Below are 21,160 nucleotides of genomic sequence, written 5' to 3' on the forward strand. Positions count from 1 at the left end.
CCCGGACGGAGGGCGTCACGACCAAAGCCCGTCCGGCGCTTGAGGACGGACACACCGGCCACCCGGACGGAGCACGGCAAGCACGTGCCCGGCCGGTGCGGGCCGAAGGCCCGCCTAGCGCTTGACCTTCCGCGCCGCCCGCAACCACTCCTTGTTCATCGCCGCGATGGATGGCAACGGAATGCCCTTCGGGCAGGCCGTGGCGCATTCGCCGGTGAGGGTGCAGCCGCCGAAGCCCTCCTCGTCCATCTGGGCCACCAAGTCCAGGACCCGGCTCTCGCGCTCGGGCGAGCCCTGGGGCAGGACGTTGAGATGGTTCACCTTGGCCGAGGTGAAGAGCATCGCGGAGCCGTTGGGGCAGGCCGCCACACACGCGCCGCAGCCGATGCACTCGGCGTGCTCGAAGGCGTAGTCGGCGTCGGCCTTGGGCACCGGGGTGGCGTGTGCCTCGGGGGCCGAGCCGGTCGGGGCGGTGATGTAGCCGCCGGCCTGGATGATCCGGTCGAAGGCCGAGCGGTCGACGACCAGGTCCTTGACGACCGGGAAGGCGGAGGCGCGCCACGGCTCGACGTCGATGGTGTCGCCGTCCTTGAAGCTGCGCATGTGGAGCTGGCAGGTGGTGGTGCGCTCCGGACCGTGCGCGTCGCCGTTGATGACCAGGCTGCAGGCTCCGCAGATGCCTTCGCGGCAGTCGTGGTCGAAGGCGACGGGGTCCTCGCCGCGCAGGATGAGTTCCTCGTTGAGGGTGTCGAGCATCTCCAGGAAGGACATGTCGGAGGAGATGCCGTCGACCTGGTAGGTGACCATAGCGCCGGGGGCGTCGGCGTTCTTCTGACGCCAGACGCGGAGGTTGAGCCTCATGCGTAGCTCCGCTGGGTGGGGTGGACGTACTCGAAGACCAGGTCTTCCTTGTGCAGGACGGGGGCCTCGCCGGTCCCGTCGAACTCCCAGGCCGCGGCGTAGGAGAACTCCTCGTCCCTGCGGGCGGCTTCGCCGTCCGGGGTCTGGGACTCCTCACGGAAATGGCCACCGCAGGATTCCGTACGGTGGAGCGCGTCGAGGCACATCAGCTCGGCGAGCTCCAGGTAGTCGACGATGCGGTTGGCCTTCTCCAGGGACTGGTTGAACTCCACACCACTGCCGGGGACCTTGATACGGCGCCAGAACTCCTCGCGGATCTCGGGGATCCGGGCGAGCGCCTTGCGCAGTCCGGCGTCGGTGCGGGCCATACCGCAGTACTCCCACATCACTTCGCCGAGTTCGCGGTGGAAGGAGTCAGGGGTGCGGTCGCCGTCGACGGACAGCAGCAGGTTCAGCCGGTCCTCCGTCTCGGCCAGCACCGCTTGGACGTCGGGGTGTTCGTCCGTGACCTCGCCCTGGTGCGGGTTGCGCGCGAGGTAGTCGTTGATGGTGGACGGAAGCACGAAGTAGCCGTCGGCCAGGCCCTGCATCAGTGCCGAGGCGCCGAGCCGGTTGGCGCCGTGGTCGGAGAAGTTGGCCTCGCCGATGGCGAAGAGGCCGGGGACGGTGGTCTGCAGGTCGTAGTCGACCCACAGTCCGCCCATCGTGTAGTGCACGGCGGGGTAGATCCGCATCGGCACCTCGTACGGGTTCTCCGCGGTGATCCGCTCGTACATGTCGAAGAGGTTGCCGTACTTCTCCGCGACCTTGTCCTTGCCCATGCGCAGAATCGCGTCGGCGAAGTCGAGGTACACGCCCTGGCCGCCCGGGCCGACGCCGCGGCCCTCGTCGCAGACGTTCTTGGCGGCGCGGGAGGCGATGTCACGGGGCACGAGGTTGCCGAAGGAGGGGTAGATGCGCTCCAGGTAGTAGTCGCGCTCGTCCTCGGGGATCTCGTTCGGCGGACGGTTGTCGCCCTGCGCCTTGGGCACCCAGATACGGCCGTCGTTGCGCAGCGACTCGCTCATCAGCGTCAGCTTCGACTGGTGGTCGCCGGTGCGCGGGATGCAGGTGGGGTGGATCTGGGTGAAGCAGGGGTTGCCGAAGTACGCGCCGCGCCGGTGGGCGCGCCATACGGCGGTCGCGTTGGAGTTCATGGCGTTCGTCGACAGGTAGAAGACATTGCCGTAGCCGCCGCTCGCCAGCACCACCGCGTCCGCGAAGTAGGTGGAGATCTTTCCGGTGATCAGGTCGCGGGCGACGATGCCGCGGGCCTTGCCGTCGACGACGATCAGGTCGAGCATCTCGGTGCGCGGGTGCATCTCGACATTGCCGGCCGCGATCTGCCGGGACAGCGCCTGGTAGGCGCCGAGCAGCAGCTGCTGGCCTGTCTGGCCCCGGGCGTAGAAGGTGCGGGAGACCTGGACGCCGCCGAAGGAGCGGGTGTCGAGCAGTCCGCCGTACTCGCGGGCGAAGGGCACGCCCTGCGCCACGCACTGGTCGATGATCTCGACGGAGATCTGTGCGAGGCGGTGGACGTTGGACTCGCGGGCGCGGAAGTCGCCGCCCTTGACGGTGTCGTAGAAGAGGCGGTGGATGGAGTCGCCGTCGTTGCGGTAGTTCTTGGCCGCGTTGATGCCGCCTTGGGCGGCGATGGAGTGGGCGCGGCGCGGGGAGTCCTGGTAGCAGAACTGGACGACGTGGTAGCCCTGTTCGGCGAGGGTGGCGCCGGCGGCGCCACCGGCCAGGCCCGTACCGACGACGATGACGGTGTGCTTGCGCCGGTTGGCGGGGTTGACCAGCTTGGCCTCGAAGCGGCGGCGGTCCCAGCGCTCGGCGATCGGGCCGGAGGGGGCCTTGGTGTCGGCGATCGGTTCGCCGGTCGTGTAGTGCGTGTAGTCGGTCATGTCAGCTCACGACTCCGGTCATGACGGCGACGGGTACGGAAATGAATCCGGCGGTCAGGACCAGCGCCAGGAGGTTGGCGATGCCTTTGAGGATCCTGTCCCGGGTGGCGTTGCCCACGCCGAGGGTCTGGGCGGCGCTCCAGAAGCCGTGCCGGATGTGCAGGCCGACGGCGAGCATCGCCACGATGTAGATGACGTTGCCGTACCAGGTGGAGAAGGTCGCGACGACGTTCTCGTACGGATGCCCCTCCTGGGCGTTCTCGTTCACCGTGAGCGTGGTCAGGTCGAGAATGTGCCAGACGATGAAGAGAGCGACGATGATCCCGCCCCAGCGCATGGTGCGGGTCGCGTAGCTCGCCCGCGGCCGCTTGTGGACGTACTTGGCGGGACGTGCCTTGATGTCGCGCCGGCTGAGCTGGTACGCGGAGACGCCATGCAGGACGACGGAGGTGAGCAGTACGACGCGGACGATCCACAGCCCCCAGTGGCTGTGCAGGAACGGCTCGCCCATGTGGCGCAGCCATCGCCCGTACGCGTTGAACTCCTCGGCCCCGAAGAAGATCTTGAGGTTGCCCAGCATGTGGGCGCACAGGTAGCCGATCATGATCAGGCCGGTCACGGCCATGACCGTCTTCTTGCCGACGGAGGAGTCCCAGAGCGTGCGCGTCATGGACGGCCGTCGGTCCGTCCGTGTTGCCAATGCCATGGACACAGACGCTAGGCGCGGTACCCCCGAGAGGTCCAAGACATGGTCCGGCTCATATCGATAGGATCGGCCTATCGTGGTGGTATGCAGTTCCAGCAGCTTCTCTACTTCGTGGCGGTCGCCGAGACCCGGCACTTCACCCGGGCCGCCGAACGGGTGCACGTCTCCCAGCCTTCGCTGTCCCAGCAGATCCGTGCGCTGGAGAAGGAACTGGGCGCCGAGCTGTTCAGCAGGGCTCGCGGCAATATCGCCCTCACCGACGCCGGCGAGGCGCTGCTGCCGCTCGCCCGGCGCATCCTCGCCGACGCCGACACCGCGCGCCTCGAGGTGCAGGAACTGGTCCAGCTGCGGCGGGGCCGGGTACGGCTCGGCGCGACGCCCAGCCTGTGCACCGGGCTGCTGCCCGATGTCCTGCGCGCCTTCCACGATCTGCATCCGGGCATCCGGCTGCTGATCCAGGAGAGCGGCTCGCACGACCTGGTGCGCGAGCTGGCGCGCGGTGATCTGGACCTCGCCCTGGTGGTGCTGCCGCTGCCCACCCCCTCCCCCGCGCTGACGACGGTGGAGCTGCTGCGCGAGGACCTGGTGGTCGTGTCCTCGGCCGCCGCCCCCGCCCCCGGCAACGGACGCACTGTGAAGATCTCCGATCTGCGCGAGGAGCCGCTGGTGATGTTCCGGCACGGCTACGACCTGCGCGAACTGACCGTCGGCGCCTGCCGGGCGGAAGGCTTCGAACCGTCGTTCACCGTCGAGGGCGGTGAGATGGACGCGGTGCTGGGCTTCGTACGCGCCGGGCTCGGCATCGCCGTCGTGCCCAGCATGGTGGCCGCCCGGGCGATGGGGGTGCCCCCCGCTCATGGAGGTCCCCCCGCTCATGGAGGTCCCCCCGCGCATGGGGGTCCCCCCGCTCGAGCGAAGCCGAGAGTGGGGGAGAAGCCGAGAGTGGGGGAGAAGCCGAGAGCTCGGGGGAGCGATCTGCGGGTCACCCCGCTGGCACCGCCGGGGCTGCGCCGTACGATCGCGCTCGCGCATCGCAGCGACGTCGCCCCGCCGCGCGCCGCCCGGGAACTGCAGCGGGTGCTGCTGGCCTCTCAGCCCGTGGTGTCCGCCAACGACAGGGCCGCCCGCGCTTGTCCGGGGGACGACGACCCCAGGACCCCCGCCAGCACTCGTTCCGGCGGGCCCGGGCGCGCATAGTACCAGCCCTGAGCGGTGTCGCAGCCGAGTTCGCGCAACTGCTCTGCCTGGACGCCGGTTTCCACTCCCTCCACGGTCACCGCGAGGTCCAGGCTATGGGCGAGCGAGACGATCCCCTCGACGATCTTCACGTCGACCGGGTCCGGCGGAGACTGCTGCATACCGAGGGTGAAGGCGCGGTCCAGCTTGAGCACGCTCACCGGCATCCGGCGCAGATTGGCCAGGTTGGAGTAGCCGGTGCCGAAGTCGTCGAGGGCGATGTCGACCCCCATCTCGGCGAGCTGGCGCAGTGGTTTGAGGAGGTCGTCGTCGGCGCCGATGAGCGCGGACTCGGTCACCTCCAGGCACAGCGCCCCCGGTTCCAGGCCGGCCCGCTCCAGGACCTCCGCCGTGTCGGCGACCAGGCCCGGGTGATGCAACTGGGTGGGCGAGAGGTTCACATTGATGCGCAGCGGACCGCCGTCCGCCCGGTCACCGTGCTTCTCCTGCCAGGCCGTTGCCTGCCGTACGGACTCCTCCAGCACCCAACGGCCGAGCGGCACGATCAGCCCGGTGTGCTCGGCGAGCGGGATGAAGCGGTCGGGGCCGAGCACCCCGTGCTGAGGGTGGCTCCAGCGCACCAGTGCCTCCGCGCCGTGCACGCTGCCGTCGCCGAGGTCCACCAGCGGCTGGTACTCGATGAAGAACTCCCCGCGCTCCAGTGCGGCGGGCAGCGCGTTGGTCAGCCCGTGCCGGGTGATCGCGCGGGCGTCCGCCTCCGCGTCCGCCGTCTCGAAGCGGTTGCCGCCCGCGGACTTGGCCCGGTACATGGTGATGTCGGCGCTGCGCAGCACCTCGGCGGGGCTGCGCTCGCCCGCGGTCCCTTCGACGACGCCGATGCTGCCGCGGACGGTCAGCTCGCGGCCCTCCAGCCGGATGGGCACCGACAGCGCGGACAGGATCCGCATGGCGAGGTCGTCCGGCTCCCGGCCGGTGCCGGGCCTGGTGGTCAGTGCGACGAACTCGTCGCCACCGAGCCGGGCCACCATTTCGCCGGGCCCGGTCGCACAGCTCTGCAGCCGGTCGGCGACCTCGACCAGCAGCCGGTCGCCCGCCGAGTGGCCGAGGCTGTCGTTGACGGCCTTGAAGCCGTCGAGATCGAGATAGCACAGGCCGAAGCGGCTTCCCTTGTCCGAGGCGAGCGCCTTCTCCAGCCGCTCGAAGAACAGCGTCCGGTTGGGCAGCCCGGTCAGCGCGTCATGTGTGGCCTCGTAGCGCAGCCTGAGGTTGAGCAGCCTGCGCTCGGTGGTGTCCTCGACCAGTCCCAGTTGGTACTGCGGTCTGCCTTCCGCGTCACGCAGCAGCGAGACCGTCAGATTGGTCCACAGGACGGTGCCGTCGCCGCGGTAGTACGGCTTCTCTACCCGGTAGTGCTCGCGTTCGCCGCACACCAGTTCCTCGTAGAGCCGCCACACGTGGGGAGAGTCCTCGGGGTGCACCCATTCGGGGACCTTACGGCTGCGTACCTGGCGCTCCAGCCCGGGACCGAACATCCGTAGGAGAGTCTCGTTGACCTCCAGCACATTGCCGTCGAGATCGGCGATGCCGATACCGACCGCCGCACCGTCGAAGACGGCGCGGAACCGGGTCTCGGTGGTGTGCAGCGCCTCCTCCGCGGCACTGCGCGCCATGAGCGCCGAACGGGCGATCGCCTCCTGCTCCGCCAGGGTGCGCTCGCGCAGCGCCTGGGCGAAGCCGGCCGCGAGCGCGTGCTGCAGCCTCGAGCACCGGGCTCTGGCTTCCTCGGCCGGGAGCTCCTGACCCGTGTCGCAGTAGAGGACCAAATAGGATTCGACGACCCCGAGCGTGCCGCTGAGCGCCTCCGGGTCCGTGCAGTGGGCCTCGATCAGCGCGGCCCCGACCCGCTGCGCGGGCGCGGGGTCGAAGGGCCTGCGGTGCAGCGCCTCGCTGAGGATACGGGCGAGCGGCAGGAGGTGGTGTTCGAACTCGGGCCGGGTCATGGACGTGGCCGTCGCCGGGAAGATGGCGCGGCTCCAGATCGTCGCGAAACGTCTGACTCTGTCCTCGGGACCGTCCGGGTCCGCGCCGGGGGGACCCGGCGACTGAGGTGGCTTGCTCACGCCTTGCGTCCCACTCCCGCGAACCCCGAGAAGGCATAGGGGTCCTCCTGGGCGACCGGGGTATCCGGCCGCCACTCGGGCATCATGACCAACCCGGGTTCGACCATCTCGTACCCCTCGAAGAACTTCGCGATCTCGTCGGCGGAGCGCATGATCAGCGGATTGCGGATGTTCTTGTAGACGCCGACCGCGCCGCCCGCCTGCTCCTGGGGAAGCGGAATGCCCTCGTACGCGGCGTGGGTGAGGATCAGCAGGCTGCCGTTCGGCAGTGCGTCCCTCAGTTCGGCCACCGCCGCGTAGGGGTCGTCCTCGTCCTCGATGAAGTGCAGTACGGCGACCAGCAGCAGTGCCACGGGCCGGTCGAAGTCGAGAAGCCGGGCTGCCTCGGGGCTGTCCAGGATCTCCCGCGGCTTGCGCAGATCGGCGGGTGCGACGCCGGTCCTGTCATTGCCCTCCAGCACGGCCCGACTGTGGGCGACGGCGACCGGGTCGTGGTCGACATACAGCACATGAGCCTCGGGGCAGGCAGCCTGGGCCACCTCGTGGACATTGCCGAAGGTGGGGATTCCGGAACCGATGTCCAGGAACTGGGTGATGCCCTCGTCGACGGCGAAGCGCACGGCGCGGCGCATGAACGCCCGGTTCGCCTGCATGATTTTGGGAAGTCCCGGTATGAACTCCATGGCCTTGCGGGCCGCTTCGCGGTCCACCTCGAAGTTGTGCGAGCCGCCCAGGTAGTAGTCGTAGATCCGGGACACACTCGGCACCGATATGTCGATGCCCTGCGGGGCCCAGGCGGGTCGCTCCATCGATGTCTCCAACCAATAGCCTCGGGGTGGTTGAGCCATGTCCGTGATCCCGTGCATGGCCCGTGCTCGAGCCGAGGCTACTGATCGTCGGCCAATGGGGCGAGTCCAAACGGAGATTGGCGGTCCGTTCTCGGTCACACACCACCGGCACACACCACCGGCCCACCGTCTCACCCATGGGCGAAACGGTGGGCCGTGGTGCTGTTCTGTTTACTTCGGCGCCCCGACGAGTGAGCCCTCGGGAGACACCGCGTACCAGAGCCCTTTGACGCCCTGCCCATGGGTGTCACCGGGCTTGGTGTCACCGGAGAAGGTGTACACCGGCCAGCAGTTGACGGTCTGCTGCTTGATGCCGTCCGGGCGGTCGAACACGACGAAACCCTTCTTGATGACGCCTTCCGTGTCGTTCGTGTCGACCGGGGCGACCACGGGCCACTTCTCCAGGCATGCTCCGGTGCACGCCGTCTTCATCGGCCAGGCCGAGTCCTTCTTGAACCGGTAGACCGTCATACCGCGCCCGTCCACCAGGATCCGGCCGAGATCGGGGTCGTCACGTACGGACATTCCGGGCAGGTTCCCGGCCTGAGCCGAGGCCTTCCTCCCGTCGGGAGCGGCTGCGAACCAGACACCTCCGACACCTTGCCCATTGGCGTCACCCGGCTTTGTGTCCTTGGCGAACCGGTACATCGGCCGGCCGGCGACGGTCAGTTGACGGGTACCGTCGGGACGGGTCACCTCACCTATGAGCGAGGCGTCGGTGCCGGGCGCGGCCGTGACATCGCCCGCGGGCACGACAGGCCATTTCTTCGCACAGTCGCCTTCGCAATTCGACTTCGGCGGCTTCGCGGTGTCCTTGTCGAAGCGGTAGAGGGTGAAGCCGGCACTGTCCGTGAGGACCTTGCCGAGCTCGCCGCCGTCCCGGACCCCCAGTTGCCCGGCGGGCTTCGCGGCCTGTTCCGCGGACCCGCCGGCGGAGGCATCCCCGTAGCCGCCGGACTGCGCCGAGCCGGCGTTCCCGACCGCCTGGCTGTCGGCGGGCCCGCTGCCCTTCTCCTGCCCGCACGCCGTCGTCAGCGCCAGTACCGCCACCGCCGTCAGCGCGAGCGAGGCACTCCGCCAGGCCCGGGGGTTCGCGGGCTTGTCCCCGGATGAGCACAGCATGTCGACTCCTGTCGTCCGTCCCTTCATGACCCTGGGTACGAGCGGCGAGCCCGGGTGTGTTCAACGCTTCCGAAGAATTCTTCCGGCGCCCGCACACCCTGTCGGACGGTCCCAAACGCAAAGCGCCGAATGTCCCCCCATCGGAGGAATCCATTCGGCCATGGGACTGGCAGGCCACGGCCCGGTTCATGCTCCCCGTCGTGTACCGATCCCACCTGGCCGGGCGCCTGTTGGCAGCCGCGGCACTCTCCTGGCTGCTGCTCGCTCCTGCGCCGGCGGCGGCCGAGGACAACTGCGCCGTCGCCTCCATCACCGGCAGCGGACAGAACGCCTCCAACTCCGCGGTGGCGGTCTCCGGCCGCGGAGCCGTGTGTCCGCCGAAGCGCGCCCCCAAGCCGTCGCCGCCGCGTGTGCACCGTCCGGCCCCTCCACCACCGCCACCCCCTCCACCACCGCCACCCCCTCCACCACCGCCACCCCCTCCTCCGCCGCCCCCTTCCGTGCGGCCGACACCGCCCCCGCCGACGCCCGTCGCTCTCCCCGTCTACCGCAAGGCCAAGCGCATCAAGCCTTCAGGCGGGCCCTCCCTGGTCTCCCTCACCCTTCTCGTCACGGCCCCCGCGGTGCTCGCCGCCGCCGCGCTACGCCCCCGCTCCCGCTAGCAGCCGGAGGTTTCCATGTCGGAATGGCTCGTATTGACCCTCGCGATGGCCGCGGCCTGCGCCGTCGTCCTGACCATCGTCGTCATCAACAACCGCCGGGTCCGGGAGGACGACGACCCCTCCGAGACCCCCGACGTCATCGAATACATGACGATGATGATCGGCGTGGTGTACGCCATCGTGCTGGGCCTCGCCATCGCCGGCGTCTGGGAGGCCCGCGGCGCGGCCCAGGACTCGGTACGCCAGGAGGCCCAGGCGCTGCACGAGATCAGCGCCCGCGTCCAGGTCTACCCCGCGGAGGTGCGCGACCGGACCCGTGCGGACGTCGACGCGTATGTCTCGTACGTCGTCCGCAAGGAGTGGCCCCACATGTCCGAGCACGGCGAACTGACCGACAGGAGTGCCGCGCTGCTGGAGCGGGTGCGCCGCGACGTCACCGACTACCGCCCGGCGAACGACCACGAGGGTCAGGCCTACCAGCCGCTGGTCGACATGGTCGCCATGGCCGACGAAGCCCGCGGGGCACGCGGCGACAGTGCGGGCGCGACCATGCCGGGCGTCGTCTGGTTCGGCCTGATCACCGGGGCCCTGGTCACCGTGGGCCTGATCTTCACCCTGCAGATCCGCAGAAGCTTGCGGGAACTGCTGCTCGCGGGCCTGTTCAGCGCCCTGATCGCCTTCCTGCTCTTCCTGATCTGGGACTTCGACTCCCCCTTCAGCCATGGCATCTCGGCGGCCGTGGAGCCATACGTCGATCTCTTCCCGCACGCCCGCTGACACCTCCCGCCGCAGGGCGGCCGGGCGAGGGCAGGAGTGCCCCAAATGGGCGACACCGATCGCGACCCCAAGGGGGCACTCCTAGCGTTTCCGGTATCGAGGTGCATTCCCTGCCTTATGTGGAAACCGGTTCCGCAGCTGCCCCTCGGCAACCCCGGAGGAACGCCCATGCGCACGCCACGTGCCGCCGCGGCCGTCACCTTGCTCGGCGCCGCCGCACTCCCACTCAGCGCCCCCGCAGCGACGGCCAGTGTCGGCCAGGACGCCACGTCGTTCGGTTTCAGCGTCACACCCTCGACGGTCGCGCCCGGCGGAAGGGTCACACTGAACGTCACCGGCTGCCCCACGAGCACCTACGCCACCTCGGCCGTCTTCAACCCCGTCACCATCCCCAGAGACGGTTCGGCCGCGGCGATCGTCGACCGGGACGCCAGTCCGGGCGCGTCCTACCAGGTGACCTTCGACTGCAAAGGCGAGAAGGGACGGTCCGAGCTCACCGTCGCCGGGCCCGCCACGCTCCCGCCCACCATCAGCTCCACCGTCGCGCCGACCGTCTCACCGACCGGTGCGGTCAAGGGCGGTGTGGGCGGCGGCTCCCGGGGCCCGGAGGCCTGGGAGATCGCCGGGGGCCTCGCGCTGGTCACCGCCGCGTTCGGCGGCACCGTGTATGTCGTACGGCGGCGGTCGGGCAGGCGTCAGCCCTAACGGGCACGGCCGCGCGTACCGAACCGCCCGGAGCCCCGAGTCCCCTTGCCGGGACTCGGGGCTCCGGGCGGTTCGGGCCGACCGGGGAGGTTCGGGCGGTCAGGACCTGCCGCGGCTCGGACGGCGACGGCGCACGAGGAACACGCCGCCACCCGTGGCCGCCAGGGCGACCAAACCCGCACCCAGCGCCATCTCCGTGTCCGACGGCCCCCTGGAACCACCGAGACCGCCCTGCGCGCCAAGGCCCTGCAGCACGGTGAACCCGGCAGAAATCACACGGGAGTCGCCGTTGCACCTGATGAAGAGCGTGTAGTTCCCGGGGCCGGCGTCGTTGTAGACCCTCGCAGCGGCGAACCCGGTGGAGCCGGACGACAGCCTCACCTCGGGGAAAGCGTTGGACGTTATGGAGCCGCCGTTGCGGCAGCCGGCCGCGGTGATCGACAGCGTGCCGCCCTGATGGACCGAGGCCGGGCTGACGCGGACATCGTTCGGGTCGTTGCCGTTGCCGTTGCGGCGGTTGTTGTTGTTGCCGTTGTGTCGGTTGTTGTTACGGACGTTATGGCGGTTGTTGTTCCCGACGTTGTTACGGACGTTGTGGCGGTTGTTGTTGTGCCCGAAATTTTCGTTGCGGTGGTTGTTCCCGACGTTGTTCCCGACGTTACTGCCGACGTTGCTACCGACGTTGCTACCGAGATTGTTCCCGAAATTATTGACGACGTTGTTGCCGTTGCCGTTCCCGACGACGCTGTTTCCGGTCCCGATCCCGTTCCCGACAGTGTTATTTCCGGTCTCGGTCCCGCTCCCGACGGGGTTATTGCCGGTCCCGGTCCCGCTCCCGACGGGGTTATTGCCAGTGCCGGTCCCGGTCCCGACAGGGTTGTTACCAGTGCCGGTCCCGGTCCCGACAGGGTTGTTACCAGTGCCGATCCCGGTCCCGACAGGGTTGTTACCAGTGCCGATCCCGCTCCCGACAGGGTTGTTACCAGTGCCTATCCCGCTCCCGACGAAGTCATTTCCGGTCCCGACCCCGTTGCCGCCGATGCCATTCCCGTCCCTGTCCCCGCCTATGCCATTCCCGGTCCCGATCCCGCCGATGCCATTGCTGCTCCCGGTGCCGTTGCCGACAAGGCCGTCGTCTCCGGAGTTGGCGACAGCGGTCGACGAGGCCGAGAGCCCGAACGCCGCACAGGCGGCCACAGCCACCGCGCAGACTCGTGAAGCACGCATGGTGGAACCTCCTTGGGCAGGCGCCCCGAAGCGGCGCTCCGAGCAGTCGACGATTACGCCTCCCACGACAAACCCTCACTGGAGTGCATAGGAGCCGCATTCCGGTACTGGTCCACACTGGTGAGCGACACGCCGGAGGAACCCCTCCCTGGTTGACTGAGCCGCAGGTCACGGACTGTCAGAGGAATCGCCGGGGCGCGCTACCCGGATGGGGGCAGACAGTCCGCACCCGCCACCCGTTCGCCCGCCAGTCCTCGCCGACCCCACCGCCCCCACTTAGCGTGCGTACAGGCGATGAAGGGAGAACCATGCGCCGGGATTACAGCGGACTGGAGCCGAGGAGACGCCAGCCCTGGGGCGTCGTGGCTCTCGTCATGCTCACCGGCCTTGCGATGATGCGGAACGGGGTGGGCGGACCGGACGGCCCTCCACTGCCCGCCGCGTCGGCCAGACTCACCGGCCTGCCCTCTCCGTCGACTTCGGCCGCCGCTGTGCGGCCACTTCCCTATTCCGCCGCCGCCAAGATCCGAATCCCCGCGATCAAGGTCGACGCCCCGCTGATGGACGTGGGGGTCGACGCCGACGGCTGGATCGAGGCGCCGCCCGCGCAGGATCCCAACCTGGCCGGCTGGTACCAGAACGGCATATCCCCCGGGCAGAGCGGTACGGCGGTGATCGTCGGTCACGTCGACAACAATGCGGGCCCGGCGGTCTTCTACGGACTCGGCGCGCTGAAGAAAGGCAACCACATCGAGGTGACCCGCTTCGACGGTTCGACCGCGGTCTTCCAGGTCTACGGTGTCGAGGTGTTCGCCAAGAACAACTTCCCGGGCGCCCAGGTCTACGGAGACACCGGGTACCCGGAGCTGCGAGTGATCACCTGCGGCGGGGGGTACTCCCGGACCGGAGGCTACGACGGGAACGTCGTAGCCTTCGCCCGGCTCACGGCCACCCGCTGAACGAAGGCCAGGGGGTGCCCGGCGGAGCATGCCGGGCTCGCGACACCCTGCGACTCCGTCTCCCCCGTAGCCCTTCGGGCACGGGAGGCGCCATCGGCGTTGTCGTCAGTCGCCGATGTCCCCCCAGGTGCTACCTCGCCCGGCTACCTCCCCCGGCTACCGCTGGGGGTACCCCCGGCGGTGCCCCCCGCATGCGTGGACATCAGCGGCTCCGTGGCGGGCCTTCCTCCGCCCTGGATCCGAAGCCGCATGCGCACCAGCCGCTCCGCGGCGGGCGCTCGCCGATCCGGCATGATCCGCCGGACACCCCCTGGGCCTCCTCAGCGGCGCACCGGCGGCACGGTGATCCGATAGCCCTCGGTCAGCAGCTCCGGCAGATACGTGCGCAGTGCCGTCACGCTCTGCCAGCGGGCGCCACCGTAGTCGTGCTGGAGCACCACGGCACCCGGGCTCGCCCCGGCCCGTACCCTGCCGAGGATGGTGGGGACGCCGGGATCCCGCCAGTCGCTGCTGTCAAGGTTCCAGCCGAGCGGCTCCATGCCCAGCTCCGCGCCGACCTCGAAGGAGATCCGGTTCCAGGCTCCGTAGGGAGCGCGGTACCACTGCGGCGGCACGCCGACCATCCGCTCGATGGCCTCGCTGGTGCGGCCCAGTTCGTCACGGACCGCGGGCCGGGGCAGCTGATAGATCCGGGCATGGGACCAGGAGTGGTTGCCGACGACATGGCCGTCGTCGGCCATCTCGCGCAGCAGGTCCGGGTGTTCGGTGGCCCTTCCACCGCAGACCAGGAACATCGCCCGCACCTCGTGTTCGCGCAGGATGCGCAGGATCTCCGGGGTGTAGCGGGGATCGGGCCCGTCGTCGAAGGTGAGCACCATGGCACGGCCGAGCTCCGGCATCGCCAGGATGGGTCTTGTCCGTACGGGCGGCAGCGGGGGCCGGTAGCGCTCGGGCGCGTACGACGTCATGGGCTGGAGCCGGTACGCGGCGGCGGAGGGCGGCCGCCCGGCCGGCGCGCCGGCCACGGGGGCGGAAGATGGTTGCACGGGCCGGGAGGCGGGTGTCCCGTCCCCCTCCAGGGTCATCAGCCGGAGGACGGCGCCGGCTCCGAGACAGCCGACGGCGCGCAGCATCGTCCGCCGCCCGACATGGCTCTGATGCTTTTTCATGAGGTATGACGCGCATCGTGGAACCCTCCACGGCCTCAGCGACACCGGCCGCCCGGCGGAAAACACCCGTTCAGCGGCGTTGCCGGCCGTCCGGCGCGGGCTGCCTTTCGGCATCCCGGTGCCCATGCGCTGCGCCGGTTGAACGGCTCCGGCGACCGTTCACCGCACCGCTCACCGCTCCGTTCGACCGTTCGTCGCACACTTCCGTACGCCGACTGTCCCTGCGAGCCCGTTTGCGCTCCCATACGTGCCTGCGGGCAGCGAACCGCCCGGGAAAGGACGTTCACGGTGACCACGGCAAGCACAGCGATCACGTCATCAGCGCCGACGGGACAGCGCACTGAAGAACAGGAACTGGCCGAACTGCAGCGGGTGCACGGCCCCGCGCTCTTCCACTTCCTGCTCGGTCTGACGTTCGGTGACCGGCAGCGGGCCGAGGACCTGCTCCAGGAGACACTGGTACGTGCCTGGCAGCATCCCGAGGCGTTCGGCGGCCCGTACGAGTCGATGCGCCCCTGGCTGTTCACCGTGGGCCGGCGGCTCGCCATCGATGCCCGCAGGTCGAGGCAGGCCCGGCCCGCGGAGGTCAGTGACGGCGTACTGGCGGCCACCCCGTCCACCGGGGACCACACCGAGAGCTCGGCCGCCGCCATCGACGTCCGCGCGGCCGTACGTTCCCTGAGCGCCGAGCACCAGGCGGTCCTGGTACAGATCTACTTCCGCGGGCTCGGCGTGAACGAGGCCGCCGAGGTGCTCGGCATCCCACCCGGCACGGTCAAATCCCGTTCGCACTACGCGCTGCGTGCGCTCGGCCGTGCCCTGCCCGGCTACGCCGGAGCACAGGCGGCGTAGGTTCCTCGGTACAAGTGACGGATCCTGTCCTTCCGGCCACGCGGGGCGGGCGTCGCGGGTTCAATGCTGCCGAGAGCGCGTACGGAAAACGGAAGAGGCGAGACGGATGCGTCCGGAGGGTACCAACGGGACCAGTGGTGACGAACTGCTGGTGCCCATGGCTTGGCTGTACGCCGAGTACATCGCCGACGAACTGCTGCGCACCGGCGACCTGATGCCGCCGACGACACTGGAGTTCCGGGCCGGGCGGAACGCCCTGGCGCTGACCGTCTTCCTCTCCGACGGTCCGGTGGACGGTGCCCGGCTGCCGGCCCGGCTCGACGAGTGGCTTTCCCTCACCGCGGACGGCCGGCCCTGGCACGAATGGGTGTGCGAACAGCTGAACGGACTGGACGCGGAGGACTTCGAGGCGGGCGGGCACGATCCCGACCTGCCTCTGGCCCGGGCGGCCTGGCGGTGGCTGGAGGAGACCGAGCTCCTGGCGGCCGACCTCAACGCGGTCGGCCCGGCCGCGGCGGACGTGCGGGGCGGCACCGAGGACGAACCGCGGATCTGGACGCCGGCCTGGCAGCTGGGCCTGCCGCTCGGTCATCTCTCCATCCATCTGTTCTGAGGTCCGCCTACGGATGGCGGCTTCGGCCGTGCACCTCACAGGGCGGGCTGGTCGACTGGGGAGCAGGAATCCTCCTCGACCGAGAGCGAGCGGATCGTGGCGATCATCGTGGTGATGGATGCCCCGGGTGGCACCCAGGCTCAGTACGAGCAGATCTGCAACAAGCTGACGAATGGCCGCGGCCTGGTCCACAGCCCCCACGACTGGCCCGTGGCCGGGCTCCGCGCGCATGTCGCGGGGCCCACCGGCGACGGATGGTTCGTGGCGGACGTCTGGGATTCCATCGAGGACTTCCACCGGTTCGCGGAGATCCTCGCACCGTACCTGCGCGAGGTCGGTTTCCCGGACGTCGAGCCGCGGGTCCTGAGCTCCTTCAACCTCGTGACCGCGTAGGTCCTGATCAGTGCGCAGGCGATACGGGTGAGGAGTGCACGCCCGCACGGTACTTGGGCACCCGTACCGTGATCTTCATACCGGCCCCGACGCCGGTCTCGATGACGAGGCCGTACTCGTCGCCGTACACCTGACGCAGCCGTTCGTCCACATTGAGCAGCCCGATACCGGTGCCCGCGCCGCCCTCGCCGCGCAGGATCCGCCGCAGCCGGTCCGGTTCCATGCCGACGCCGTCGTCCTCGATCACCACTTCCGCCTCGTTGCCCGCGTCGAGCGCGCAGATGGTGATACGGCTGCTGCTGACCGCGCCCTCCAGGCCGTGCTTGACGGCGTTCTCGACCAGCGGCTGGAGGCACAGGAACGGCAGCGCGACCGGCAGTACTTCGGGCGCCACCTGGAGGGTCACCGAGAGACGTTCGCCGAAACGGGCGCGTACCAGTGCCAAGTACTGGTCGATGGAGTGCAGTTCATCGGCGAGCGTGGTGAAGTCGCCGTGCCTGCGGAAGGAGTAGCGGGTGAAGTCGGCGAACTCCAGCAGGAGTTCACGCGCCTGCTCCGGATCGGTGCGGACGAACGACGCGATCGCGGCCAGCGAATTGAAGATGAAGTGCGGGGAGATCTGGGCGCGCAGCGCCTTGATCTCAGCCTCGATCAGCCGGGTGCGGGAGCGGTCGAGCTCGGCGAGCTCCAGTTGCACGGAGACCCAGCGCGCCACTTCGCCGACGGCCCGGGCCAGTACCGCCGACTCGCGCGGGGCGTACGCCACCAGGGTGCCCAGCACCCGGTTGTCGACCGTCAGCGGGGCCGCCACCGCCCAGCGCAGCGGACAGTCGAGATCCTCGCAGCCGGGCACGAACGCCTTGTCCCGTCCGGTCTCCAGCAGCCCGCCGACCTGGCCGAGGACCTGTCCGGCGTGATGCTCCCCCACCCCGTCCCAGACGAGCACCCGCTCCCGGTCGGTCAGGCACAGCGCGTTCGTGCCGAGCAGCGAACGCAGCCGGCGGGCCGCCTTGCGGGCGCTGTCCTCGGTCAGCCCGGAACGCAGCGGAGGCGCGGCCAGCGAGGCGGTGTGCAGTGTCTCGAAGGTGGCGTGTTCGACGGGTGTGCCGACATCGCTGGGGCGAGCCGCCCGGACGGTGCGGCGGCCGAGCAGGAAACCGGCGGCCAGCAGCAGCGGCACCGACGACAGCAGCAGTGCGTACATCATGCGTTCCTCCCGGACCGGGTGAGCGCCTCCGGCAGATGAAAACGCGCCATGGCGGCATTGGTGCCGGGCGGAATCCTGTCGGGTGTGGCCAGCGACACCAGGATCATGGCGAGGAAGCCCACCGGTACGGACCACAGGGCGGGCCAGGCCAGCAGGGTGCGCAGCACCCCCGGCCGCACCGCGCCGCTCACCGTGACGGCGACCGCGACCAACGCCGAGCCGCCGCCGAGCAGCAGCCCGGCCGCCGCACCCGGCGGGGTCATCCGACGCCACCAGATGCCGAGGACCAGCAGCGGACAGAACGACGAGGCGGACACGGCGAAGGCCATGCCCACGGCGTCGGCGACCGGCACCGCGCGTATTCCCAGGGCGCCGGCCAGCGGTACGGCCATGGCGAGCGCGGTGGCCAGCCGGAAGTGCCGTACCCCGCGGGACGGCAGCACGTCCTGGGTGAGCACCCCGGCGACCGCCAGGGTGAGGCCCGACGCGGTGGACAGGAAGGCGGCGAAGGCGCCGCCCGCCACCAGTGCGCCGAGCAAATCACCCGGGAGGCCGCCGATCATCCGCTCCGGGAGCAGCAGCACCGCGGCGTCGGCTTCGGCGGTGAGGGTGAGTTCGGGGGCGTACAGCCTGCCCAGTGCGCCGTAGACGGGCGGCAGCAGATAGAACGCGCCGATCAGTGCGAGGACGACGACGGTCGTGCGGCGCGCGGCGCGGCCGTCGGGGCTGGTGTAGAAGCGCACCACGACATGAGGCAGGCCCATGGTGCCGAGGAAGGTGGCCACGATCAGTCCGTAGGTGGCGTACATCGGATGCTCGGCACGGCGGGTCGTGGCAGGTATTCCGGTGCCTCGGGTGAGGGTGAGCCGGGTGTCCGCCCCGATGCGGTGGGTTCCCGCGGCGAGCCGGACCGGGGAGTCGTCGTGGCGGCGGCCGTCCACCGTGCCGGTGACGGTCGCGTCGAGCGGGGCGGCGAGCCGGAGTTCGAGCGGTTCCGCGATCCGTACCGTGCGCTGCTCGCGCAGCGCGACCGGTTCGTCGAAGGCGGCCTTCGGCCGTCCGTCTCCCTGCCAGGCGAGCACCAGGAACAGCGCCGGCACCAGCAGCGCGGTGAGCTTCAGCCAGTACTGGAAGGCCTGGACGAAGGTGATGCTGCGCATGCCGCCGGCGGCCACCGCGAGCACCACCACGACGGCGACCAGCACGGACCCCAGCCAGCCCGGCGCACCGGTCAGGATGTCGAGCGTCAGGCCCGCGCCCTGGAGCTGCGGTACGAGATAGAGCCAGCCGGCACCGACCACGAGCACGCTCACCAGCCTGCGCAGCCGCCGGGATTCGAGCCTGCCCTCGGCGAAGTCGGGCAGGGTGTACGCGCCGGAGCGGCGCAGCGGGGCGGCGACGAAGAGCAGCAGCACGAGATGGCCCGCGGTGTAGCCGACGGGGTACCAGAGCATGTCGGGGCCGTCGACCAGCACCAGGCCCGCGATGCCGAGGAAGGAGGCCGCGGAGAGGTACTCGCCGCTGATGGCGGCGGCGTTGAGGGCGGGCCGCACGGTGCGTGAGGCCACGTAGAAGTCGGAGGTGGTGCGGGAGATGCGCAGCCCGAAGCCGCCGACGAGGACGGTGGCGAGGAAGACGACGGCGACCGCGGCCACCGCATAGCCCTGGCTCACGGTGCGGGGCGGCCTTCCACGAGACGTGCGAAGTCCCGCTCGTTGCGCTCGGCCCGGCGGACGTACCACCAGGCGATCAGCGGCAGCGGCGGGTAGGCGGCGAAGCCCAGCACCACCCAGACGACAGTGGTGCTGCGCAGGGCGAGAAAGGCGACCGGGAGCGTGGCGACGACAAGGACGACGGCGGCGAAGGCGGTGAGTCCGGCGCGCAGCTGGCCGCGCATCAGGGACCGCACATAGGCACCGCCGAGCGCGGTCTGCTCGTCGATCTCCGACTGCGCGCGGTAGCGGGGCAGCGGCCGTACCCGCCGTGGCTCGCCCGTCACGACCTCGCGTTGCGGTGACTGATCGGCGGACACGGCCCGGAGTCTACGCAGCACCATGCCGGACGGGGAAGGCCCTGGTCAGCGAGTGGACCGGCGCATCAGCAGATCGCGCAGCGTCCTGGCGTGCCGCCGGCTGACCGGGAGTTCGGCGTCGCCGACGCGCACGCTCGTGCTGCCCGCGTCCAGCCGGAGTTCATCGATGCGGGCGAGGGCGACAAGATGGCTGCGGTGGATGCGTACGAAGCCGTGGGCGCGCCATCGCTCCTCCAGCGTGGAGAGCGGGATACGGACCAGATGGCTGCCGGTGTCGGTGTGCAGCCGGGCGTAGTCGCCCTGGGCCTCGGCATAGGCGATGTCCTGGACGGCCAGGAACCGTGTCACTCCGCCCAGTTCGACGGGGATCTGGTCGGTGCCGGGGGCCGCCGCGGGCGAGGGAGCGCGGCCGCCGACGAGTTCGGCGACGCGTCGTACGGCCTCGGCGAGCCGTTCCCTGCGGACGGGTTTGAGGACGTAGTCGACCGCCTTCAGGTCGAAGGCCTGGACGGCGAACCCCTCGTGGGCAGTGACGAAGACGATCAGCGGAGGTGCTGCGAAACCCGCGAGCAGCCGGGCGATGTCGAGTCCGGTGAGCCCGGCCATGTGGATGTCGAGGAAGACGACGTCGATCCCGGAATCGTCGCCCGGGGCCGCCTCCAGGGCCGCGCCGATGCGGCGCAGTGCCTCGGTGGCGCTGGTGGCACCTTCCGCCGTGCGTATCCGGGGGTCACGGCGCAGCAGATAGAGCAGTTCCCCGAGGGCCGGTTCTTCGTCGTCGACGGCAAGTACACGCAGCATGCGGTCATCTTCGACGATCCGGGCGGCAACTCAAGCCCGTCCGGAGTCCGGGTCGGCGGCGAGGTCCTGACCGGCCGGACAGGGCCTACTTCAGCAGCCGGGACATCCTCCGGTCGGCCAGCGGTTCTCCGCCGGTCTGGCAGGTGGGGCAGTACTGCAGCGACGAATCGCTGAACGAGACCTCCCGGATGGTGTCGCCGCACACCGGGCACGGCTGACCGGTGCGGCCGTGCACGCGCAGGCCGATCTTCTTCTCCGCCTTCAGCTGCCCGGCGGCAAGGCCGTGGGACCGTGTCACGGCCGCGGTCAGCGTGTCGCGCATGGCCTGGTACAGCGTGGTGATCTCGTCATCGGTCAGCCGGGCGACCGGTTTGAACGGGGACATCCTCGCGGCGTGCAGGATCTCGTCGCTGTACGCGTTGCCGATGCCCGCGATGAGACTCTGGTCGCGCAGCGCACTTTTCAGCCGGCGCCGCTCCCCGGAGAGCAGGGCCGCGAGGTCGTCCCGGCCGAAGTCCGCGGCCAGCGGGTCGGGGCCGAGCCGGGCGATGCCCGGCACCTCACCCGGCCGGTGCACGACGTACACGGCGAGTCCCTTGTGGGTGCCCGCCTCGGTGAGGTCGAAGCCCTGGCCGTCGACGAGGGCCACCCGCAGCGCGAGTGGGCCCTTGCCCGGCCGCGGCAGACCGTCCGGCAGCTGGTCCCGCCACTGGAGCCAGCCCGCCCTGGCGAGATGGACGACCAGGTGGAGTCCGCCCGCCGCGATGTCGAGGAACTTCCCGTGCCGGGCCACGGCCGTGACGGTGCGGCCCTCCAGGGCGGTGACGGGCGGGTCGTACGTCTTGAGCACACTGACCGCGACGGGCAGCATACGGGCGATCTCCTGACCGACCAGGTGATCGGTCAGGAACTCTCCGAGTGCTTCGACCTCCGGCAGCTCCGGCATGCTTCCAGCGTGCCCCG

The 21,160-nt window shown here is 70.1% G+C and carries 21 protein-coding genes; 8 read left to right on the forward strand and 13 right to left on the reverse strand.

All coding sequences use genetic code 11. From position 1 onward, the window contains the following. Positions 1 to 114: 114 nt before the first annotated feature. Genes ABD858_RS01760 through ABD858_RS01770 form a run of 3 tightly spaced genes read right to left on the reverse strand, consistent with a single transcriptional unit; the run spans position 115 to position 3,477 of the window. On the reverse strand, positions 115 to 861 hold the full coding sequence (locus tag ABD858_RS01760; RefSeq protein ID WP_345034012.1) for a succinate dehydrogenase/fumarate reductase iron-sulfur subunit: 747 nt from the start codon (positions 859 to 861) through the stop codon (positions 115 to 117). Beyond that, a complete protein-coding gene (locus ABD858_RS01765; RefSeq protein WP_345034014.1) occupies positions 858 to 2,807 on the reverse strand; it encodes a fumarate reductase/succinate dehydrogenase flavoprotein subunit in 1,950 nt (649 codons plus the stop codon). The genes ABD858_RS01760 and ABD858_RS01765 overlap by 4 nt, the downstream gene beginning before the upstream one ends. 1 nt (position 2,808) lies before the next feature. Next, positions 2,809 to 3,477, reverse strand: coding sequence for a succinate dehydrogenase cytochrome b subunit (locus ABD858_RS01770; protein ID WP_345034015.1), 669 nt, complete (start codon positions 3,475 to 3,477; stop codon positions 2,809 to 2,811). A gap of 120 nt (positions 3,478 to 3,597) precedes the next feature. On the opposite strand from ABD858_RS01770, the gene ABD858_RS01775 reads away from it, so the two are divergent. Next, entirely contained in the window at positions 3,598 to 4,710 is a 1,113-nt protein-coding gene (locus ABD858_RS01775; protein ID WP_345034017.1) for a LysR family transcriptional regulator, read from the forward strand. On the opposite strand, the gene ABD858_RS01780 is transcribed toward ABD858_RS01775, so the two are convergent. From ABD858_RS01780 to ABD858_RS01790, 3 genes are all read right to left on the reverse strand, one after another. Next, positions 4,605 to 6,830, reverse strand: coding sequence for a putative bifunctional diguanylate cyclase/phosphodiesterase (locus ABD858_RS01780; protein WP_345034019.1), 2,226 nt, complete (start codon positions 6,828 to 6,830; stop codon positions 4,605 to 4,607). The genes ABD858_RS01775 and ABD858_RS01780 overlap by 106 nt on opposite strands. Then, entirely contained in the window at positions 6,827 to 7,639 is an 813-nt protein-coding gene (locus tag ABD858_RS01785) for an SAM-dependent methyltransferase (protein WP_345034021.1), read from the reverse strand. Before ABD858_RS01785 ends, ABD858_RS01780 begins: the two co-directional genes overlap by 4 nt. Before the next feature lie 210 nt (positions 7,640 to 7,849). Then, positions 7,850 to 8,800 (reverse strand): SCO0930 family lipoprotein, encoded by a 951-nt coding sequence (locus ABD858_RS01790; protein WP_345034023.1) that lies wholly within the window; start codon positions 8,798 to 8,800, stop codon positions 7,850 to 7,852. Positions 8,801 to 9,000: 200 nt separating this feature from the next. Between ABD858_RS01790 and ABD858_RS01795 the strand changes: the two genes are divergently transcribed. The 3 genes from ABD858_RS01795 (at position 9,001) to ABD858_RS01805 (ending at position 10,944) form a co-directional block, all read left to right on the forward strand. After that, positions 9,001 to 9,462: a hypothetical protein gene (locus ABD858_RS01795; protein ID WP_345045072.1), complete on the forward strand. Its 462-nt coding sequence runs from the start codon at positions 9,001 to 9,003 to the stop codon at positions 9,460 to 9,462. 15 nt (positions 9,463 to 9,477) lie between these two features. Beyond that, positions 9,478 to 10,239: a bestrophin-like domain gene (locus ABD858_RS01800; protein WP_345034025.1), complete on the forward strand. Its 762-nt coding sequence runs from the start codon at positions 9,478 to 9,480 to the stop codon at positions 10,237 to 10,239. Between the two features lie 168 nt (positions 10,240 to 10,407). Next, positions 10,408 to 10,944 carry a cupredoxin domain-containing protein gene (locus ABD858_RS01805; protein WP_345034026.1) on the forward strand — a complete coding sequence of 179 codons (537 nt, stop codon included), beginning with the start codon at positions 10,408 to 10,410 and terminating at the stop codon, positions 10,942 to 10,944. 99 nt (positions 10,945 to 11,043) lie between these two features. On the opposite strand, the gene ABD858_RS01810 is transcribed toward ABD858_RS01805, so the two are convergent. Continuing rightward, entirely contained in the window at positions 11,044 to 12,147 is a 1,104-nt protein-coding gene (locus ABD858_RS01810) for a hypothetical protein (RefSeq protein ID WP_345034028.1), read from the reverse strand. 332 nt (positions 12,148 to 12,479) lie between these two features. Here ABD858_RS01810 and ABD858_RS01815 point away from each other — a divergent pair, with 332 nt between their 5' ends. Then, the gene (locus ABD858_RS01815; RefSeq protein WP_345034029.1) at positions 12,480 to 13,130 is read left to right on the forward strand and encodes a class F sortase; all 651 of its coding nucleotides are present in this window, start codon (positions 12,480 to 12,482) and stop codon (positions 13,128 to 13,130) included. 320 nt (positions 13,131 to 13,450) lie between these two features. Here the strand turns inward: ABD858_RS01815 and ABD858_RS01820 are convergent, their stop codons facing one another. Further along, positions 13,451 to 14,299, reverse strand: coding sequence for a polysaccharide deacetylase family protein (locus ABD858_RS01820; protein WP_345034031.1), 849 nt, complete (start codon positions 14,297 to 14,299; stop codon positions 13,451 to 13,453). Positions 14,300 to 14,587: 288 nt separating this feature from the next. On the opposite strand from ABD858_RS01820, the gene ABD858_RS01825 reads away from it, so the two are divergent. The 3 genes from ABD858_RS01825 to ABD858_RS01835 all read left to right on the forward strand — a co-directional run bounded on the left by ABD858_RS01825 (position 14,588) and on the right by ABD858_RS01835 (position 16,157). Then, positions 14,588 to 15,151: a sigma-70 family RNA polymerase sigma factor gene (locus tag ABD858_RS01825; protein WP_345034033.1), complete on the forward strand. Its 564-nt coding sequence runs from the start codon at positions 14,588 to 14,590 to the stop codon at positions 15,149 to 15,151. A 106-nt stretch (positions 15,152 to 15,257) separates the two neighbouring features. Continuing rightward, positions 15,258 to 15,764 (forward strand): hypothetical protein, encoded by a 507-nt coding sequence (locus ABD858_RS01830; protein ID WP_345034036.1) that lies wholly within the window; start codon positions 15,258 to 15,260, stop codon positions 15,762 to 15,764. Between the two features lie 96 nt (positions 15,765 to 15,860). Next, on the forward strand, positions 15,861 to 16,157 hold the full coding sequence (locus tag ABD858_RS01835) for a hypothetical protein (protein ID WP_345034038.1): 297 nt from the start codon (positions 15,861 to 15,863) through the stop codon (positions 16,155 to 16,157). Positions 16,158 to 16,164: 7 nt separating this feature from the next. Here ABD858_RS01835 and ABD858_RS01840 read toward each other — a convergent pair whose 3' ends face one another. From ABD858_RS01840 to ABD858_RS01860, 5 genes are all read right to left on the reverse strand, one after another. Further along, positions 16,165 to 17,364 (reverse strand): sensor histidine kinase, encoded by a 1,200-nt coding sequence (locus tag ABD858_RS01840; protein WP_345034039.1) that lies wholly within the window; start codon positions 17,362 to 17,364, stop codon positions 16,165 to 16,167. Then, complete coding sequence (locus tag ABD858_RS01845; RefSeq protein WP_345034041.1) at positions 17,361 to 19,037, reverse strand: sodium/solute symporter; 1,677 nt, start codon at positions 19,035 to 19,037, stop codon at positions 17,361 to 17,363. Before ABD858_RS01845 ends, ABD858_RS01840 begins: the two co-directional genes overlap by 4 nt. After that, complete coding sequence (locus ABD858_RS01850) at positions 19,034 to 19,396, reverse strand: hypothetical protein (protein ID WP_345034042.1); 363 nt, start codon at positions 19,394 to 19,396, stop codon at positions 19,034 to 19,036. Before ABD858_RS01850 ends, ABD858_RS01845 begins: the two co-directional genes overlap by 4 nt. Positions 19,397 to 19,441: 45 nt before the next feature. Next, entirely contained in the window at positions 19,442 to 20,197 is a 756-nt protein-coding gene (locus ABD858_RS01855; RefSeq protein WP_345034043.1) for a LytR/AlgR family response regulator transcription factor, read from the reverse strand. 85 nt (positions 20,198 to 20,282) lie between these two features. Continuing rightward, positions 20,283 to 21,143 (reverse strand): Fpg/Nei family DNA glycosylase, encoded by an 861-nt coding sequence (locus ABD858_RS01860; RefSeq protein ID WP_345034045.1) that lies wholly within the window; start codon positions 21,141 to 21,143, stop codon positions 20,283 to 20,285. Between the last annotated feature and the right edge of the window lie 17 nt (positions 21,144 to 21,160).

The organism is Streptomyces sannanensis, from assembly GCF_039536205.1.
Lineage (GTDB): Bacteria > Actinomycetota > Actinomycetes > Streptomycetales > Streptomycetaceae > Streptomyces > Streptomyces sannanensis.

Coding starts and splice junctions, on each gene's coding strand:
- ABD858_RS01840 (WP_345034039.1), bottom strand. CDS start 17,364: ATGATGTACGCACTGCTGCTGTCGTCGGTGCCGCTGCTGCTGGCCGCC.
- ABD858_RS01800 (WP_345034025.1), top strand. CDS start 9,478: ATGTCGGAATGGCTCGTATTGACCCTCGCGATGGCCGCGGCCTGCGCC.
- ABD858_RS01855 (WP_345034043.1), bottom strand. CDS start 20,197: ATGCTGCGTGTACTTGCCGTCGACGACGAAGAACCGGCCCTCGGGGAA.
- ABD858_RS01830 (WP_345034036.1), top strand. CDS start 15,258: ATGCGTCCGGAGGGTACCAACGGGACCAGTGGTGACGAACTGCTGGTG.
- ABD858_RS01820 (WP_345034031.1), bottom strand. CDS start 14,299: ATGAAAAAGCATCAGAGCCATGTCGGGCGGCGGACGATGCTGCGCGCC.
- ABD858_RS01775 (WP_345034017.1), top strand. CDS start 3,598: ATGCAGTTCCAGCAGCTTCTCTACTTCGTGGCGGTCGCCGAGACCCGG.
- ABD858_RS01765 (WP_345034014.1), bottom strand. CDS start 2,807: ATGACCGACTACACGCACTACACGACCGGCGAACCGATCGCCGACACC.
- ABD858_RS01770 (WP_345034015.1), bottom strand. CDS start 3,477: ATGACGCGCACGCTCTGGGACTCCTCCGTCGGCAAGAAGACGGTCATG.
- ABD858_RS01785 (WP_345034021.1), bottom strand. CDS start 7,639: ATGGAGCGACCCGCCTGGGCCCCGCAGGGCATCGACATATCGGTGCCG.
- ABD858_RS01860 (WP_345034045.1), bottom strand. CDS start 21,143: ATGCCGGAGCTGCCGGAGGTCGAAGCACTCGGAGAGTTCCTGACCGAT.
- ABD858_RS01760 (WP_345034012.1), bottom strand. CDS start 861: ATGAGGCTCAACCTCCGCGTCTGGCGTCAGAAGAACGCCGACGCCCCC.
- ABD858_RS01790 (WP_345034023.1), bottom strand. CDS start 8,800: ATGCTGTGCTCATCCGGGGACAAGCCCGCGAACCCCCGGGCCTGGCGG.
- ABD858_RS01815 (WP_345034029.1), top strand. CDS start 12,480: ATGCGCCGGGATTACAGCGGACTGGAGCCGAGGAGACGCCAGCCCTGG.
- ABD858_RS01805 (WP_345034026.1), top strand. CDS start 10,408: ATGCGCACGCCACGTGCCGCCGCGGCCGTCACCTTGCTCGGCGCCGCC.